Source organism: Methylorubrum sp. SL192, assembly GCF_026672325.1.
Taxonomy (GTDB): Bacteria; Pseudomonadota; Alphaproteobacteria; order Rhizobiales; family Beijerinckiaceae; genus Methylobacterium; species Methylobacterium extorquens.
The window spans coordinates 3,565,647-3,579,530 of the sequence record NZ_JAPPQV010000003.1 but is presented as its reverse complement, the minus strand read 5'-3'; the positions used below and the strand labels follow the sequence as shown (position 1 = coordinate 3,579,530).

Below are 13,884 nucleotides of genomic sequence, written 5' to 3'. Positions count from 1 at the left end.
AGGCCATCATGGCGGAGCTTTCTGAAAGCGAATTCCTCAAGGTGCTCCTTGGCTGGGCGCTGATATTAGCCGTGATCGTGTTCTCATATCTTTATCTCGGCATCGTTCCTTCTAGAAGTGGGATTGGTTATAGGCCTTGCCAGCCGATCGTCGTATATGACGATGAGAATGTCTGTATTTCCGAAGCAATCGTTGGTCGCGCAGAGTGTGAGGCGGGCTTCTCCTTGTTACCTGAACGCAGGGGTCTGAATGCTGAAGTTGAAGGTTTAGCATTTCACTTACGTCTTGCGCGGCGACCGGCTCCAAGCGCTGTTGTTGTGCAAGACCGTTTTGCGCGCCTTGATGATGGCTCGTTGATCCACTTGCGAGAAAACTGTAATTTCAAGCCTATGGTCGAGAAGGGGCGGGCCGTCAAACAGTTGCGCGCGCATTTGCGCGACCACAAGTATCTTTACGCTCACCGTGGTCAGCGCTGATTACCACAGTGACTTGCCCCGCTGCTCTCGCCCTCTACAATCGATATGTGGCGGCTATCGCCCGCGAGGCCCGTTCAGCCGCATGCCCGCTACCATGTTCCTCGTATTTCTCCTCCTAGGACCGCCGATTGGCTTCGCCGCTTTCGCAATCGAGATGAACTACGCACATATCGGATTTGAGCGCGCAATTTAACTCCATGTCGTGATCTTTGGCCCAAGATGCGCATCAGGAGATACGCGTGAATAGTGCTGCAAAGAAAATTATTATACTCACTGGTGCCATGGTCGCTCTTGCGATCGGCACATCGTGGGTGAGGCCCCCGCAACCTGTGACGGCCGGACAGCCTCACGTAATAGGCGTCGCCCCTACGGCATTCATTGAGACGAAGATTAGTGGCGAGCGCATCTCGCATCCAATGATCCATGCCAAGATACGAGTGCCGGAGCAGTCGGATTTAGCTGGCTTGGCGATGTTCGCGAACCAATTCTTCCATTCACGAGTACAAGGCGAGGCCGAGGCGTCTTCGAAAAATATGGTCTGGATCACATTCTATTTCGCGGACAAACCCGAGAAACTTGACGGTAAGGTAAGGACGTATCGGGAGATTTTTGTTCGTGAGGCGTCGGCTTGGTATCGTCTCTACCAGGGAGGCAAACAACTCCTCTAAGTCGGCTTTCCACCCCGACCAGTCCTTCAGGCAGCCAAGCCATTAAGTTTCGCCCTCAGCCCACAGCCGCCATCCGCGCGAACCCGGCTTCCAGATCCGCCTTCAGATCCTCCGGGTCCTCCAGGCCGATATGGAAGCGGAGTGCCGAGCCGTCCGGCGGCCAGCGGGTGGCGGTGCGGTAGACGGTCGGGTCGAAGGGGATGACGAGGCTCTCGAAGCCGCCCCAGGAAAAGCCCATCCCGAACAGTTCGAGCCCGTCGAGGAAGGCGGCGAGCGCCTCCTCCGAGACCGGCTTGAGGATCACGCCGAACAGGCCCGAGGCGCCGGAGAAGTCGCGCTTCCAGATCGCGTGGCCGGGATCGTCCGGCAGGCCCGGATGCAGCACCCGCAGCACCTCCGGTCGGGCCTGGAACCACTCGGCCATGGCCAGCCCGCGGGCGCCATGCTCGCGCAGGCGCAGACCCATGGTGCGCAGGCCGCGCAGTCCCAAAAAGATGTCCTCGGGGCCGGGGCAATTGGCGAAGTGCTCGTAGGTGCGCTTGAGCGCCGGGTAGTACGCGGCGTTGGCCGAGACGAGGCCGAGCAGCAGGTCGGAGCCGCCGCTGAGATACTTGGTTCCGGCCTCCACCGCGAGATCGACGCCGCGCTCGTGCGGCGGGAACAGCAGCGGCGTCGCCCAGGTGTTGTCCATCACCACCGCGCCGCCGCGGGCATGCATCGCCTTGGCGATGGCCGGCACGTCCTGCATCTCGAAGGTCTGCGAGCCCGGCGCCTCCACCAGCACCGCCCGCGTGTTGTCGCGCATCAACCCGGCAATGCCGGCGCCGATGAGCGGATCGTAGTACTCGACCTCGACCCCGTAGCGCTTCAGCACACCGTCGCAGAAGATGCGGGTCGGGCGGTAGGCGGAGTCGGTGACGAGGAGGTGGTCGCCCGCGCTGACGCAGGTCATCAGCGCCAACGTCAGGGCCGAGAGGCCGGACGGCGCCAGCACCGTACCCGCCGCCCCGGCGATCTCGCTCCACGCCTCGCACAGGGCGTCCATCGTCGGCGTGCCGGAGGTGCCGTAATTGTAGCGCCCGCGCCGATGCTTGATGTCGTCGTAGGTGGGGTAGAGGACCGTCGAGCCGCGGTAGATCGGCGTGTTGACGAAGCCGTGCTGGGCCGACGGGTCGCGCCCGGCGAGCACAAGGCGGGTGTCGGCGCCGAAGCGGCCGCGGTCGCGGGGGGAGATTTGGACATCGGCCTCGGGAGGATGAGAGGGGCTTCGCGTTGAAGCCCTTTCAGCCTCCCGGGACCGGACGCGTCAAGGCGGTCTCGGTTCGCCTCGGGCGGTCCTTACGCTGCCGGATCGTCGGCCGCGGCCTCCTCGTAGGCCTGGATCCAGGCCGCGCGATCCTCGGAGCCCTCCGCATAGGGGCATTCATCGATGCTCTTGCCGTAGAGCCGCGCGTTGCGCCCCTGGATGAAGGGGCTGTCGCTCGCCGTCGCCTGCTCGTTCATGGCCAGATCCTGTTCCGGATGTCCTGATTAGGGCCGGTCCGCAGCGGGCCCGGCCGTCCGGTTCATTAACGACACCGCGCGCATCCTGTTTCCGGGGCCGCCGTTCACGGTCCCGCGTACCCTGCGTATCGAGTTCCCCATCGTGAGCATCCTGCGCGTCATCACCTTCGGCACCATCACCGGCCTCGGCACGCTCTCGGTCGTCCTCGTGAGTGCGGACCGGCTCATGCATCAGGCGGTCGCCGCCGTGCCGGCCCCGACGATCGCGCGGGCCGCCCCGATCCTGCCCGATCCCGTCACGACCGGCACGGTGACGCAGGGGCCGGCGGCCGAGACGAAGAAGGAGCGCATGCTCACCGGCTTCGACACGGAGCGCCTCAACGCCCTGATGCGCGGCGAGACGCCCGCAGCCCCCGCCCGCAAGCGCTGACCGCGCGCCCAGTCCGGGCTACAAGCGGCGCTCCGCCACGCCGCCGCTCGTGCAATCTTGGGCCTGATCTACGCGCTCGCCGCCTATCTGAGCTGGGGCCTCGTCGTCCCGGTGCATTTCCGGCTCCTCGACGGTATCCCGCCGGGCACGATCCTGGCGCAGCGCATCGCATGGTCGGCGCTGCTGGTGGTCGGCCTGATCGCGCTGCTGCGCAAGCGGCTCGCCAACCCGTTCCCGCTGCGGCCGCGCCATGGCCTGCTCGTCGTCTCGGCGGGTCTGATCGCGATCAACTGGATGCTCTACCTCGTGGCGGTGTCGAGCGGGCACATGCTCGATGCGAGCCTGGGCTACTTCATCAACCCGCTGGTCTCGGTGGCACTCGGCGCCCTCGTCCTCGGCGAGCGCCTGCGCCCGGTCCAGGTGGTGGCCGTAGCCATCGTCGTGCTCGGCGTGGTGATCGCGGTGGCGATGGCGGGGCGCCTGCCGCTGCTGTCGCTCGGGCTCGCGGTCACCTTCGCGCTCTACGGGCTGGTGCGCAAACTCGTCGCCGTCGATGGCACCGTCGGCTTCTGCGCCGAGACCTTCCTGCTCCTGCCCGCGGCTCTGGCCTATCTCGCCTTCGTCGCGCCCCCGGTGCCCGACGACGCCCGCACTTGGGCGCTGCTGGCGCTCACGGGCGTGACCACGGCGCTGCCGCTGATCTGGTTCGCCGCCGCGGCGACCCGGCTGACGCTCGCGACCCTCGGGCTGATGCAGTACATCGCGCCCTCCTGCCTGATGGGGCTCAGCACGCTGGTCTACGGCGAGACCCTGACGCCGGACCGCCTCGTGCTGTTCGGGCTGATCTGGCTGGCGCTGATGCTCTACGCCTACGATGCGATCCGCCACGAGCGCAGGCGCCGCGCCGCGTTGACGACAGGACCGGCAGGAGAGAGGCGATGATCCGGCTCAACCGCATCACCGACATCTCGGGAATCCGCGTCGGCCACGCGGAAGACGAAAGAATCGCGAGCGGCGTCACCGCGCTCGTATTCGAGCAGCCCTTCACCTGCGCGGTGGACGTGCGCGGCGGCGGCCCCGGCACCCGCGAGACCGACCTGCTCGATCCCGCCGCTACGGTGCAGGCGGTCGATGCCCTCGTGCTGGCGGGCGGCTCGGCCTTCGGGCTCGATGCGGCGGCCGGCGTCGTCGCCCATCTCAGGGAGGCGGGGCGCGGCTTCGCGGTCGGCGATGTGCGCGTGCCGATCGTGCCCGGCGCGATCCTGTTCGACCTGCTCAACGGCGGTGACAAGGCGTGGGGCCGCTTCCCGCCCTATCGCGAGCTCGGCTATGCGGCGGCGCTCGCCGCGCAGGACGGCGCCTTTGCCCTCGGCTCGGTCGGAGCGGGGCTCGGGGCCCGCACCGCCAACCTCAAGGGCGGCCTCGGCTCGGCTTCGAGCGCGGTGCCGGGGTTGTCGGCGCAGGTCGGCGCCCTGGTGGCGGTCAACGCCTTCGGCCGGGTGACGATGGGGCAGGGGGCGCATTTCTGGGCCGCACCGTTCGAGCGCGACGGCGAGTTCGGTGGCCTCGGCCTGCCGCCGCTTGTGCCCGACGACGCCCTCTCCTGGCCGCGCGAGCCCTTGCCCGGCGCCAACACCACGCTGGCGGTCGTCGCCACCGATGCGGCGCTCACCAAGGCACAGGCCAAGCGCCTCGCCATCGCCGCGCAGGACGGGCTTGCACGGGCGATCCACCCGGCCCACACGCCGCTCGACGGCGACGTGGTGTTCGCGGTTGCCACCGGCGCGGTGCCGCTCGGCGATCAAGTGGCCGATCTCGCCCGTCTCGGCGCAGCAGCCGCCGAGACGCTGGCGCGGGCCGTCGCCATCGGCGTCCATGCGGCGACGCGATTGCCCTGTCTCGACCTGCCGGCTTGGCAGGAGCTTTAACCATTCGGGTTCCCAAAGGGATCGTCCCTTTGGCGGGGAGGCGGGGCAGGGCCCCGCCTTCCCTTCATCAGGGCCCCATGAGAAGGCCCCGTCCTTTCGAAACCCGGATTATAGGTTGGTGTAGTTCGGCCCGCCCGGACCCTCCGGGGTGACCCAGTTGATGTTCTGGTTCGGGTCTTTGATATCGCACGTCTTGCAGTGGACGCAGTTCTGCGCGTTGATCTGGAAGCGCACGCCGTCGCTTGCGGACTTGTCCTCCACCCACTCGTAGACGCCGGCCGGGCAGTAGCGGCTCGACGGGCCGCCGTAGACATCGTGCTCGGACCGCTTCTGCAGCTCCATATCCCTGACCTTGAGGTGGGGCGGCTGATCCTCCTCGTGGTTGGTGTTCGAGAGATACACCGAGGAGAGCCGGTCGAAGGTGAGCTTGCCGTCGGGCTTCGGGTAGGTGATCGGCGTCACCTCCGAGAGGGGCTTGAGGCAGGCATGGTCTGGCTTGCCGTGGCCCAGCGTCCCGAACAGCGAGGCGTTGGCGATCGTGTTCATCCACATGTCGAGCCCACCGAGCCCCACGCCGACGAGCGTGCCGTACTTCGACCAGAGCGGCTTGACGTTGCGCACCGGCTTGAGGTCGCGCCCGATCGGGCTGTCGCGCCAGCCCTCCTCGTAGGCGGTCAGCTCGTCGCCCTGGCGGCCGGCGACGAGCGCGTCGAAGATCGCGTCCGCCGCCTGGATGCCGGACAGGATCGCGTTGTGCGAGCCCTTGATGCGCGGCACGTTCACGAAGCCGGCGGAATCGCCGACGAGGCAGCCGCCGGGGAAGACGAGCTTCGGCACCGATTGCCAGCCACCCTCCATGATCGCGCGGGCGCCGTAGCCGATGCGCTTGGCCCCCTCGAACGTCTCGGCGATCATCGGGTGGGTCTTGAAGCGCTGGAACTCCTCGAACGGTGACAGGGTCGGGTTCTCGTAGTTCAGGTGCGTCACGAAGCCGACCGAGAGCAGATGATCGTCGAAATGGTAGAGCCACGAGCCGCCGCCCGCCTTGTTCGGCAGCGGCCAGCCCATCGTGTGCTGCACCAACCCCGGCTCGAACTTGTTCGGCGCGAGCTGCCACAGCTCCTTGACGCCCAGGCCGTATTTCTGGTGGTCGCTGTTGCGGTTGAGCCCGAACCGCTCGATCAGCGTCTTGGTGAGCGAGCCGCGCGCGCCCTCGCCGAACACCGTGTACTTGGCGCGCAGCTCCATACCGCGGGTGAAGTCGTCGCGCGCCTCGCCGGTGCGGGAGATGCCGAGATCACCCGTGGCGATGCCGGTGACGATGCCGCGCTCGTCGTAGAGGACTTCGGAAGCCGGGAAGCCGGGATAGATCTCGACGCCGAGACCTTCCGCCTTAGCACCGAGCCACTTCACGGTGTTCGAGAGCGAACCGACGAAATTGCCGTGGTTCGACAGCAGCTTGGGGAAGAACACGTTCGGCATGGTGACGCCGCTGTTCTTCGTGAGGAACAGGAACTCGTCGCGCTCCACCGCCGTCTTGAGCGGCCGGTCGGGATCGTCGCGCCATTCGGGCAGCAGCGTGTCGAGGCCGAGCGGATCGACTACGGCGCCGGAGAGGATGTGCGCGCCGACCTCGCCGCCCTTCTCGACGACGACGACCGAGAGTTCCTCACCCTTCTCCGCGGAGAGCTGCTTGAGGCGGATCGCGGCGGCGAGGCCGGCGGGTCCCGCGCCGACGATCACCACGTCGAAATCCATGCCTTCGCGTTCGGGCAGCGCCATCCTCATTCCTCCTGCGGCCGTTCGGGCATCGGGCGCCGCTCCGGCTCGATTCATTGTCAAGATGTCTCTCAAGCGATTCCAAGGTAAGAAGGCAAGGCCGTTCGGGTAGCGGCAGGCAGGCGCAGGGGGATGCCAGGGGCATGCGGAGGGCGCGTGTGCGACGATCCGCAGGACGCATCCGGGCGTTGTCCACAGGTCGCTCCCACGCCACATGGAAACGATGACGGCAAACCACGCGGATACCGACGCCAGGGGCGACCTGATCTCCTTCCTCGACTTCCATGTCGCGGCAGGCGTCGACGCGGTCCTCGACGAGCAGCCCCACGACCGCTTCGCCGAGGCCGAGTCCGTTCGAGCTGACGCCGCCTCGCAGGCCGAGCCGGCCACGCGCCGCGAGCCCCTTGAACCGCGCCGCGAGCCCCTTGAACAACGCCGCGAGCCGCTCGAAGCGCGCCGCGAGCCTCTTCCACCGCGCAGCGAGCCACCGCAGCGTGACGCTCCCTCCGCGGAAGAGCCGCCCCTGGCGTTCCGGCGTGAGCTGCCGAGCCGCGACGCGCCCGCGCGCGAGCCGCCCCGCACCTATGGCAACGCGGCCGGCGCCAAGCCCGGCGAGGCGGCGGACGATGCGCGGGCACGGGCCGCGCAGATGAAGACTCTTGAGGAGCTGGAAGAGCTGCTGCGCGGCTTCGAGGGCTGCGGCCTGCGCTTCACCGCCAAGAACCTCGTCTTCGCCGATGGCAATCCGCAAGCGCGGGTGATGTTCGTCGGCGAGGCGCCGGGGGCCGACGAGGACCGGATCGGCAAGCCGTTCATGGGACGCTCCGGCCAGCTTCTCGACCGGATGATGGCGGCGATCGGCCTCGACCGGACGAGCGTCTACATCTCCAATGTCGTGCCCTGGCGCCCGCCGGGCAACCGCAACCCGACCCCGCAGGAGATCTCGATCTGCCGCCCCTTCGTCGAGCGCCAGATCGAACTCGCCAACCCCGACATCCTCGTCTGTCTCGGCGCGCCCGCGACGCAGACGCTAACCGGCACCAAGGACGGCATCCTCAAGGCGCGCGGACGCTTCTACCCGTATCGCCTTGGCGACGGCCGCGAGATCCGGGCGCTCGCCACCCTCCATCCGGCCTACCTGCTGCGCCAGCCGGTGCAGAAGCGCCTCGCCTGGCGCGACTTCCGGATGCTGAAGAGTGCCCTCGACGGGAGCGCCGCGGGCAAGTAGGCGGGGGGCGGCTCAAGCGGAACCGTATCCTCCGCCTCGCCATTCTAGAAATCAGGTCCGGAATCCCGATGAGGCCGGGCGAGACGCGGGGCGGCGGGAGACTTTATGCGCTGGGACGATTTTCGCGCCTCTGAGAACGTCGAAGACCGGCGCGGCGAGGGCGGCGGCGGGGGCGGCTTCCCCGGCGGCGGCATGGGCGGCCTCGGCATCGGCACGATCGTCGTCGTGCTGCTGATCTCCTGGGTCACCGGCATCAACCCGGCGATCCTGCTCGGCGGCGCGCAGCAGATGACCGGCGGCGGGCAGCAGCGCGAGCAGCGGGTCGATCCCGAGACGCAGGCCCGGCGCGGTGAGGCGCCGACCGATCGCGCCGGCCAGTTCGCCTCGAAGATCCTCGGCAACACCGAGGATGTGTGGAACGAGATCCTGCCGAACCAGACCGGGCGGCCATACAAGCCGACGACGATGGTGCTCTATCAGGGCGGCACCCGTTCGGGCTGCGGCATGGCTCAGGCCGCGATGGGGCCGTTCTACTGCCCGCTCGACAAGAAGGTCTATATCGACCTCGGCTTCTTCAAGGAGATGCAGACCAAGTTCGGCGTGAAGGGCGATTTCGCCTACGCCTACGTCATCGCCCACGAGGTCGGCCACCACGTGCAGGACGTGCTCGGCATCCTCGGCAAGGTGCAGAGCCGCCAGCAGAACGCGAGCAGCAAGACGGAAGCGAACCAGCTCTCCGTGCGCGTCGAGCTGATGGCCGACTGCCTCGCCGGCGTCTGGGCCAAGAACTCGAACGACCGCTGGAACGCCCTCGACCAGAACGACATCAAGGAGGCGCTCAACGCCGCCAGCGCCATCGGCGACGACAAGCTGCAGGAAAAGTCGCAAGGCTACGCCGTGCCGGATTCCTTCACCCACGGCTCCTCCGAGCAGCGGATGCGCTGGTTCATGACCGGCTACAAGAGCGGGCAGACCAAGTCCTGCGACACCTTCCGCGCCAGCCGCGGCTGATCTTTTTGGAACTTGGGAAGGCGGATATGGCCGAGACCGCGCGCGAGCTGATGCTCGCCGGAAAGCCCTATCGCGGCGACGATCCGGAACTGATCGCGCTTCGCAACGCCGCCAAGCGGCGGCTCCTGCGGCTCAACGCCATGGAGCCCGAGGATGCGGCCGGCCGCGAGGCGGTGATCCGCGAGCTTCTCGGATCGGCGGGACGCAACCCGACGATCTGCCCCGGCTTCGCCTGCGACTACGGCGGCAACATCACGGTCGGCGACGACTTCTTCTGCAACTTCAACTGCGTCTTCCTCGACTGCGCCCCGATCACCATAGGCCACCGCGCGCAGATCGCCCCGATGGTGCAGCTCTACACCGCTGAGCACCCCCTCGACCGCGCCGCGCGGGCCGCGTTCTGGGAATCGGCCCGGCCCATCACCATCGGCGACGACGTTTGGATCGGCGGCGGCGCGATCGTGCTGCCCGGCATCACCGTCGGCGACGGGGCGGTGATCGGCGCGGGCGCGGTGGTGACCCGCGACGTGGCGCCCTACGCCGTCGTGGCGGGAAACCCGGCAAAGGTCGTGAAGTGGACGAAGGAGTGAGCGAGGCAACCGGCTGGCGGCCAGCTGGCCTTGCTCAGCGGCCGATAGCGACGGTGAGTTGCACGCCCGAGGCCTTTTGCACCGTCCGAAGTACACCGAACAAGTTGGTCGCTGTTGGATTGCCGGTCGGACCGAGCATCCGCATCAGACTCTTCGACGATGTGCCGGTCTCTTGTGACAGTCGCTCGAATCCGATCGTCGCGTTGATGTAATCGCGCAGAACGGCCTTGCCGGTCTCGATGTCGCCCGCGAGGAGTTGGTCCACCGCCTCGGTGAGCAGGGCGTCACGAAATGCCGGGTCGCGCTCGGCCCTCGCCTTCACGGTGTCCTTGAAGCTGCGCGTCAGGGCCATCAGCCCGTCTCCTTTTTCCGGCTCCTGTAGTCCGCCCAATGGGCCCGTGCCTCGGCGATGTCGTCCTGTTGCCGGCGCTTGGTGCCGCCGCAGAGCAGGATGATCAGCAGATCCCCATCGCGCCCGAAATACAGTCGGTAACCGGGCCCCCAGGCAATCCGATACTCCTGCACACCATCGCCGACCGACTTCACATTCGACAGGTTGCCCGCTTCCATGCGCGCCAGCGCAACGGTCACCTTGGCCGCCGCCTGGGGATCAAGGTCGTCGAACCAAGAGGCGAAGGGACTGCGGCCGCTCCCGTCCAGAAACTCCTGAATCTCCATCCAGAATAGTACCTTAAAAGTTACCATTCAAGACAATCCAGGGCCCGGAAACGCCGTGCGCATGCCAATCCTGGAGTGTCGGCGCGCTACTCCACCCGCACCCAGCCCTGAGGCATCAGCCGCTCCTGCGGCTTGAACTTGGCCTTGTAGTCCATCTTGCGGGAGCCATCGACCCAGTAGCCGAGATACAGATACGGCAGGCCGAGGGCGCGGGCCCGGCGGATGTGGTCGAGGATCATGTAGGTGCCGAGGCTGCGGCTCGCCTCGTCGGGATCGTAGAACGAGTAGACCATCGACAGGCCGTCGGCGAGAACGTCGGTGAGGCAGACCGCGACGGGCGCGCCGACGCCGCGGCCGTGGATCGCGCTGTCGGGGCCGCGCTCGCGGTAGACCACGAGATGCGTATCGACGTGGCTGTCCTCGATCATCATCGCGTAATCGAGCACCGTCATGTCGACCATGCCGCCATCGCCGTGTCGGGCATCGAGATAGCGGCGGAACAGGGCGTATTGCTCGGAGGCCGGACGGTTGGGCTCCGGCGTGCCGATGAGTTCGGCATTGCGCTGGAGGATGCGCCGCTGGCTCCCGGTGATGGCGAAATCCTCCACCACCACCCGCACCGAAACGCAAGCGCGGCAAGTCTCGCAGGCCGGGCGGTAGGCGATGGTCTGCGAGCGGCGGAAGCCGCCCTGGGTCAGGATCTCGTTGAGGTCCCGGGCCCGCCGCCCCACGAGGTGGGTGAACACCTTCCGCTCCTCCTGGCCCGGCAGGTAGGGGCAAGGGGAGGGCGCCGTCAGGTAGAACTGCGGTGTGTCGCGCGGATGGCTCGTCACGCTAGGTAGGCTCGCCCTCGGGGCCACGACATCGAACGCTGGCCCCGCAGCCAATGTAACGGGATCGACGCGGGGCTCAACCGGATTGATGGGTATGACGCCGGCTTTCCGCCGCCATCCCCTCACCCGAACGGGGGATCAGTCGCGCACGACGGCCAGACCGAGCAGCAGGTCGTGGCCGAGACGCCGGTCGGAGCGGACGAGGCCGAACACCACGTCGATGCACCAGAGCAGGAAGGTCGAGATCGCCACGTAGAACAGCAGCGCGTGGATGCCCGCGGTCAGGAAATCCACCGGACGCCCGCTCTCGGGCGCCACCACGCGCAGGCCGAGCATGCGCATCCCGAGCGTGCTCTGCTTGGGACCGCCCACCGTGATCGCGCTGTAGAGGATGCCGCTGACGCCGAGGATCGGGAACAGCATCCAGGCGAAGCCGAAGGTCAGCACGCCGAGGATCGCGATCGCCGTGGCGAGCACGGCCGTGAACACGAAGATGAAGGCGAGATCGAGCAGGTAGGCGACCGTACGCCCGCCGAGACTCGCCCGCACATACGGAACGGGGAACCCACCCTGGCCCGGCATGCCCGTCGGGTTGGTGTAGCCGGGGTGATAACCGGGCTGAAAATCCGTCATGGCCGCCGCTTCCTCGACCGTTGCGTGCACGTTCGAACAAGTGGGGAGACGGCGGGGCGCTGCCAAGAGCCGGGCCGCGAGGCCCAGCGACGCCTCGATGTCCGGCCTCGCCTCACCGGGCCCCCGGATCGGCAGCCTCGGCCTCGGGCGTCGTCAGGTAGTAGCGCCTGAGCAGGTAGAGCGAGGCGCCGTTCACCGGCCCTTGCTCGGTCGTCACCGCGCTGAGGTCGTCGCCGGCATCGAAATGGCAGACGAGGAAGCGGGGCCGGGTCGCCTCGGCCCTCGGAATCGCGCCGGGGCCGCCCACGAGGCGGTAATCGACGCGCACGCTGCCGCGGCTCGCGCCCGATCCCACCCGCAACAGGTCGATCTCGGCGCCGGGCGGGGCGAGTGCCGGCACCGCCCGGCGGCAGAGCGTCGCCCGGCGCGCGTCGAGCGCCGTGTCGCAGCCGAATCCGGCCGCGAGCCAGAGGATGACGGCGCCCGCCAGCGCCGCCCGCTCGATGCGGACCAAGGTCGTCGCGCCCGAAATCGTCGCGTCTGGGGTCGGCCCGTCAGGCGCCCGCGCGCAGGCGCTCGGCGACGCGGGGGGCGTAGTAGGTCAGCACCCCGTCGGCGCCCGCGCGCTTGAAGGCGAGCAGGCTCTCCGTCATGGCGCGGTCGCCGTCGAGCCAGCCGTTGCGGGCGGCGGCCTCAATCATCGCGTACTCGCCCGACACCTGATAGGCGAAGGTCGGCACGCCGAACTCCGTCTTCACGCGGGTGATGATGTCGAGATAGGGCAGGCCGGGCTTGACCATCACCGAGTCGGCGCCCTCGGCAAGGTCGAGGGCCACCTCGCGCAGGGCCTCGGCCGCGTTGCCGGGATCCATCTGGTAGGTGCGCTTGTCGCCGACCAGCGCCGCGCTGGTGCCGATGGCGTCGCGGAACGGCCCGTAGAACGCGCTGGCGTATTTCGCGGCGTAGGCCATGATCTGCACGTCGCGAAAGCCGGCCCGGTCGAGACCGGTGCGGATCGCGCCGACGCGCCCGTCCATCATGTCGGAGGGGGCGATGATATCGGTGCCGGCCTCGGCCTGGATCAGGCTCTGCTCGACCAGCACCGCCACGGTCTCGTCGTTGAGGATGGCGCCGGCTTCGATCAAGCCGTCATGGCCGTGGCTGGTATAGGGGTCGAGCGCGACATCGGTCATCACGCCGATTTCGGGGACGGCCCGCTTCACCGCCCGCACCGCCCGGCAGACGAGGTTTTCGCGGTTCAGCGCCTCGGAGCCGGTCGGATCGCGCAGGGACGGCTCGGTGTAGGGGAAGAACGAGATCGCCGGGATGCCGAGCCGCGCGGCGCGCTCGGCCTCGCGCACGATCTCGTCCACGCTCAGGCGCTCGACGCCGGGCATGGAGGCGATCGGCTCGCGGCGCTTCTCGCCCTCGATCACGAAGAGCGGCCAGATCAGGTCATCGACGGTGAGGCTATGCTCGCGCACGAGGCGGCGCGACCAATCCGCCTTGCGGTTGCGGCGCGGGCGCTGGGTCAGGCTCAGCGGCCCCGCACCGGGGGCGGCTTCGCGCGCGGTCTCGATGGCGAGCGGGCGCGGGGTGGCGTCAGACATGAGCCTCAGGACTCCGGTTGCTCCAGGACGCTCTCGAACCGAAGGGGAGACCGGTTCGGTGCGGCGGAGCGCATCACGACAAAGACGTCAAAGCCAAGCCCGACCGCAAGCCCGGCGGCGATGGCTCGGGGCGGGCATTCCGGATTCGCATCCCCCGGCAACCCTCCCGCGATCGGAGGTTGCCCCGAGACGAAGGGGTGAGGAAAGCGCCCTAGAACGCGCGGCCATCGACGATGCTCAAGCCTCTTGCCCTTGCATCGTCCACTCGGACAGGCCGGTTTCCACCGTTTCGGGCCGTGCCCTAGCACATCCGAATTCAGGCTCGAAAGGTGCCGTTGCCGCAGGCCGCCGAATGCGACCGGCTCCGTCCCGAGGCCACCTGCCGGACGACGGAGCGCGCCCGAACGGCGCCAAGAGAGAAGCCCCCGCGCGTGCAGATCCTGTCGAAGGGCCCGTTTCCCGAGGAGCCTCGTGAGGCGGTCGATACGGTTCGGCGCCGTCGGCACGCCCCGCGTTG

The 13,884-nt window shown here is 68.0% G+C and carries 17 protein-coding genes; 8 read left to right on the top strand and 9 right to left on the bottom strand.

Annotated features, from left to right (window positions below):
• Positions 1–8: 8 nt before the first annotated feature.
• On the top strand, positions 9–476 hold the full coding sequence (locus tag OVA30_RS17590; protein WP_268176198.1) for a hypothetical protein: 468 nt from the start codon (positions 9–11) through the stop codon (positions 474–476).
• Positions 477–715: 239 nt separating this feature from the next.
• Entirely contained in the window at positions 716–1,144 is a 429-nt protein-coding gene (locus tag OVA30_RS17585; RefSeq protein WP_268176197.1) for a hypothetical protein, read from the top strand.
• Positions 1,145–1,199: 55 nt separating this feature from the next.
• Here the strand turns inward: OVA30_RS17585 and metC are convergent, their stop codons facing one another.
• Positions 1,200–2,378, bottom strand: coding sequence for a cystathionine beta-lyase (gene metC, locus OVA30_RS17580; protein ID WP_268177511.1), 1,179 nt, complete (start codon positions 2,376–2,378; stop codon positions 1,200–1,202).
• 104 nt (positions 2,379–2,482) lie between these two features.
• A complete protein-coding gene (locus tag OVA30_RS17575; protein ID WP_015824345.1) occupies positions 2,483–2,647 on the bottom strand; it encodes a ribosome modulation factor in 165 nt (54 codons plus the stop codon).
• A 142-nt stretch (positions 2,648–2,789) separates the two neighbouring features.
• On the opposite strand from OVA30_RS17575, the gene OVA30_RS17570 reads away from it, so the two are divergent.
• The 3 genes from OVA30_RS17570 to OVA30_RS17560 are packed head-to-tail and all read left to right on the top strand — an operon-like array spanning position 2,790 to position 5,005.
• The gene (locus OVA30_RS17570; RefSeq protein ID WP_003606728.1) at positions 2,790–3,077 is read left to right on the top strand and encodes a hypothetical protein; all 288 of its coding nucleotides are present in this window, start codon (positions 2,790–2,792) and stop codon (positions 3,075–3,077) included.
• 57 nt (positions 3,078–3,134) lie between these two features.
• Positions 3,135–4,019 (top strand): EamA family transporter RarD, encoded by an 885-nt coding sequence (gene rarD, locus OVA30_RS17565; RefSeq protein WP_056499589.1) that lies wholly within the window; start codon positions 3,135–3,137, stop codon positions 4,017–4,019.
• On the top strand, positions 4,016–5,005 hold the full coding sequence (locus tag OVA30_RS17560) for a P1 family peptidase (RefSeq protein WP_268176196.1): 990 nt from the start codon (positions 4,016–4,018) through the stop codon (positions 5,003–5,005). The genes rarD and OVA30_RS17560 overlap by 4 nt, the downstream gene beginning before the upstream one ends.
• Before the next feature lie 108 nt (positions 5,006–5,113).
• Here the strand turns inward: OVA30_RS17560 and OVA30_RS17555 are convergent, their stop codons facing one another.
• A complete protein-coding gene (locus OVA30_RS17555) occupies positions 5,114–6,787 on the bottom strand; it encodes an electron transfer flavoprotein-ubiquinone oxidoreductase (RefSeq protein ID WP_268176195.1) in 1,674 nt (557 codons plus the stop codon).
• Positions 6,788–6,998: 211 nt separating this feature from the next.
• Between OVA30_RS17555 and OVA30_RS17550 the strand changes: the two genes are divergently transcribed.
• From OVA30_RS17550 to OVA30_RS17540, 3 genes are all read left to right on the top strand, one after another.
• On the top strand, positions 6,999–8,012 hold the full coding sequence (locus OVA30_RS17550) for a uracil-DNA glycosylase family protein (RefSeq protein WP_268176194.1): 1,014 nt from the start codon (positions 6,999–7,001) through the stop codon (positions 8,010–8,012).
• Positions 8,013–8,117: 105 nt separating this feature from the next.
• Positions 8,118–9,023, top strand: coding sequence for a KPN_02809 family neutral zinc metallopeptidase (ypfJ, locus tag OVA30_RS17545; RefSeq protein ID WP_003606570.1), 906 nt, complete (start codon positions 8,118–8,120; stop codon positions 9,021–9,023).
• A gap of 26 nt (positions 9,024–9,049) precedes the next feature.
• On the top strand, positions 9,050–9,613 hold the full coding sequence (locus OVA30_RS17540) for a sugar O-acetyltransferase (RefSeq protein WP_012255358.1): 564 nt from the start codon (positions 9,050–9,052) through the stop codon (positions 9,611–9,613).
• Positions 9,614–9,647: 34 nt separating this feature from the next.
• On the opposite strand, the gene OVA30_RS17535 is transcribed toward OVA30_RS17540, so the two are convergent.
• The 6 genes from OVA30_RS17535 to hemB all read right to left on the bottom strand — a co-directional run bounded on the left by OVA30_RS17535 (position 9,648) and on the right by hemB (position 13,367).
• Positions 9,648–9,965 carry a helix-turn-helix domain-containing transcriptional regulator gene (locus OVA30_RS17535; protein ID WP_012255357.1) on the bottom strand — a complete coding sequence of 106 codons (318 nt, stop codon included), beginning with the start codon at positions 9,963–9,965 and terminating at the stop codon, positions 9,648–9,650.
• Positions 9,965–10,291, bottom strand: coding sequence for a type II toxin-antitoxin system RelE/ParE family toxin (locus OVA30_RS17530; protein WP_268176193.1), 327 nt, complete (start codon positions 10,289–10,291; stop codon positions 9,965–9,967). Before OVA30_RS17530 ends, OVA30_RS17535 begins: the two co-directional genes overlap by 1 nt.
• Positions 10,292–10,377: 86 nt before the next feature.
• Positions 10,378–11,124, bottom strand: a complete 747-nt coding sequence (locus OVA30_RS17525) for an arginyltransferase (RefSeq protein ID WP_003606575.1) — start codon at positions 11,122–11,124, stop codon at positions 10,378–10,380.
• 138 nt (positions 11,125–11,262) lie between these two features.
• Positions 11,263–11,757: an RDD family protein gene (locus OVA30_RS17520; RefSeq protein ID WP_012255354.1), complete on the bottom strand. Its 495-nt coding sequence runs from the start codon at positions 11,755–11,757 to the stop codon at positions 11,263–11,265.
• Between the two features lie 112 nt (positions 11,758–11,869).
• Positions 11,870–12,271: a hypothetical protein gene (locus OVA30_RS17515; protein WP_253398156.1), complete on the bottom strand. Its 402-nt coding sequence runs from the start codon at positions 12,269–12,271 to the stop codon at positions 11,870–11,872.
• Between the two features lie 40 nt (positions 12,272–12,311).
• On the bottom strand, positions 12,312–13,367 hold the full coding sequence (gene hemB / locus OVA30_RS17510) for a porphobilinogen synthase (protein WP_003605713.1): 1,056 nt from the start codon (positions 13,365–13,367) through the stop codon (positions 12,312–12,314).
• Positions 13,368–13,884: the final 517 nt, after the last annotated feature.

Bases quoted from the DNA above. Each gene is read 5' to 3' on its own strand.
- OVA30_RS17590 (WP_268176198.1), top strand. From the start codon at position 9: ATGGCGGAGCTTTCTGAAAGCGAATTCCTCAAGGTGCTCCTTGGCTGG.
- OVA30_RS17575 (WP_015824345.1), bottom strand. From the start codon at position 2,647: ATGAACGAGCAGGCGACGGCGAGCGACAGCCCCTTCATCCAGGGGCGC.
- OVA30_RS17560 (WP_268176196.1), top strand. From the start codon at position 4,016: ATGATCCGGCTCAACCGCATCACCGACATCTCGGGAATCCGCGTCGGC.
- OVA30_RS17555 (WP_268176195.1), bottom strand. From the start codon at position 6,787: ATGGCGCTGCCCGAACGCGAAGGCATGGATTTCGACGTGGTGATCGTC.
- OVA30_RS17550 (WP_268176194.1), top strand. From the start codon at position 6,999: ATGGAAACGATGACGGCAAACCACGCGGATACCGACGCCAGGGGCGAC.
- ypfJ (WP_003606570.1), top strand. From the start codon at position 8,118: ATGCGCTGGGACGATTTTCGCGCCTCTGAGAACGTCGAAGACCGGCGC.
- OVA30_RS17540 (WP_012255358.1), top strand. From the start codon at position 9,050: ATGGCCGAGACCGCGCGCGAGCTGATGCTCGCCGGAAAGCCCTATCGC.
- OVA30_RS17535 (WP_012255357.1), bottom strand. From the start codon at position 9,965: ATGGCCCTGACGCGCAGCTTCAAGGACACCGTGAAGGCGAGGGCCGAG.
- OVA30_RS17530 (WP_268176193.1), bottom strand. From the start codon at position 10,291: ATGGAGATTCAGGAGTTTCTGGACGGGAGCGGCCGCAGTCCCTTCGCC.
- OVA30_RS17520 (WP_012255354.1), bottom strand. From the start codon at position 11,757: ATGACGGATTTTCAGCCCGGTTATCACCCCGGCTACACCAACCCGACG.
- hemB (WP_003605713.1), bottom strand. From the start codon at position 13,367: ATGTCTGACGCCACCCCGCGCCCGCTCGCCATCGAGACCGCGCGCGAA.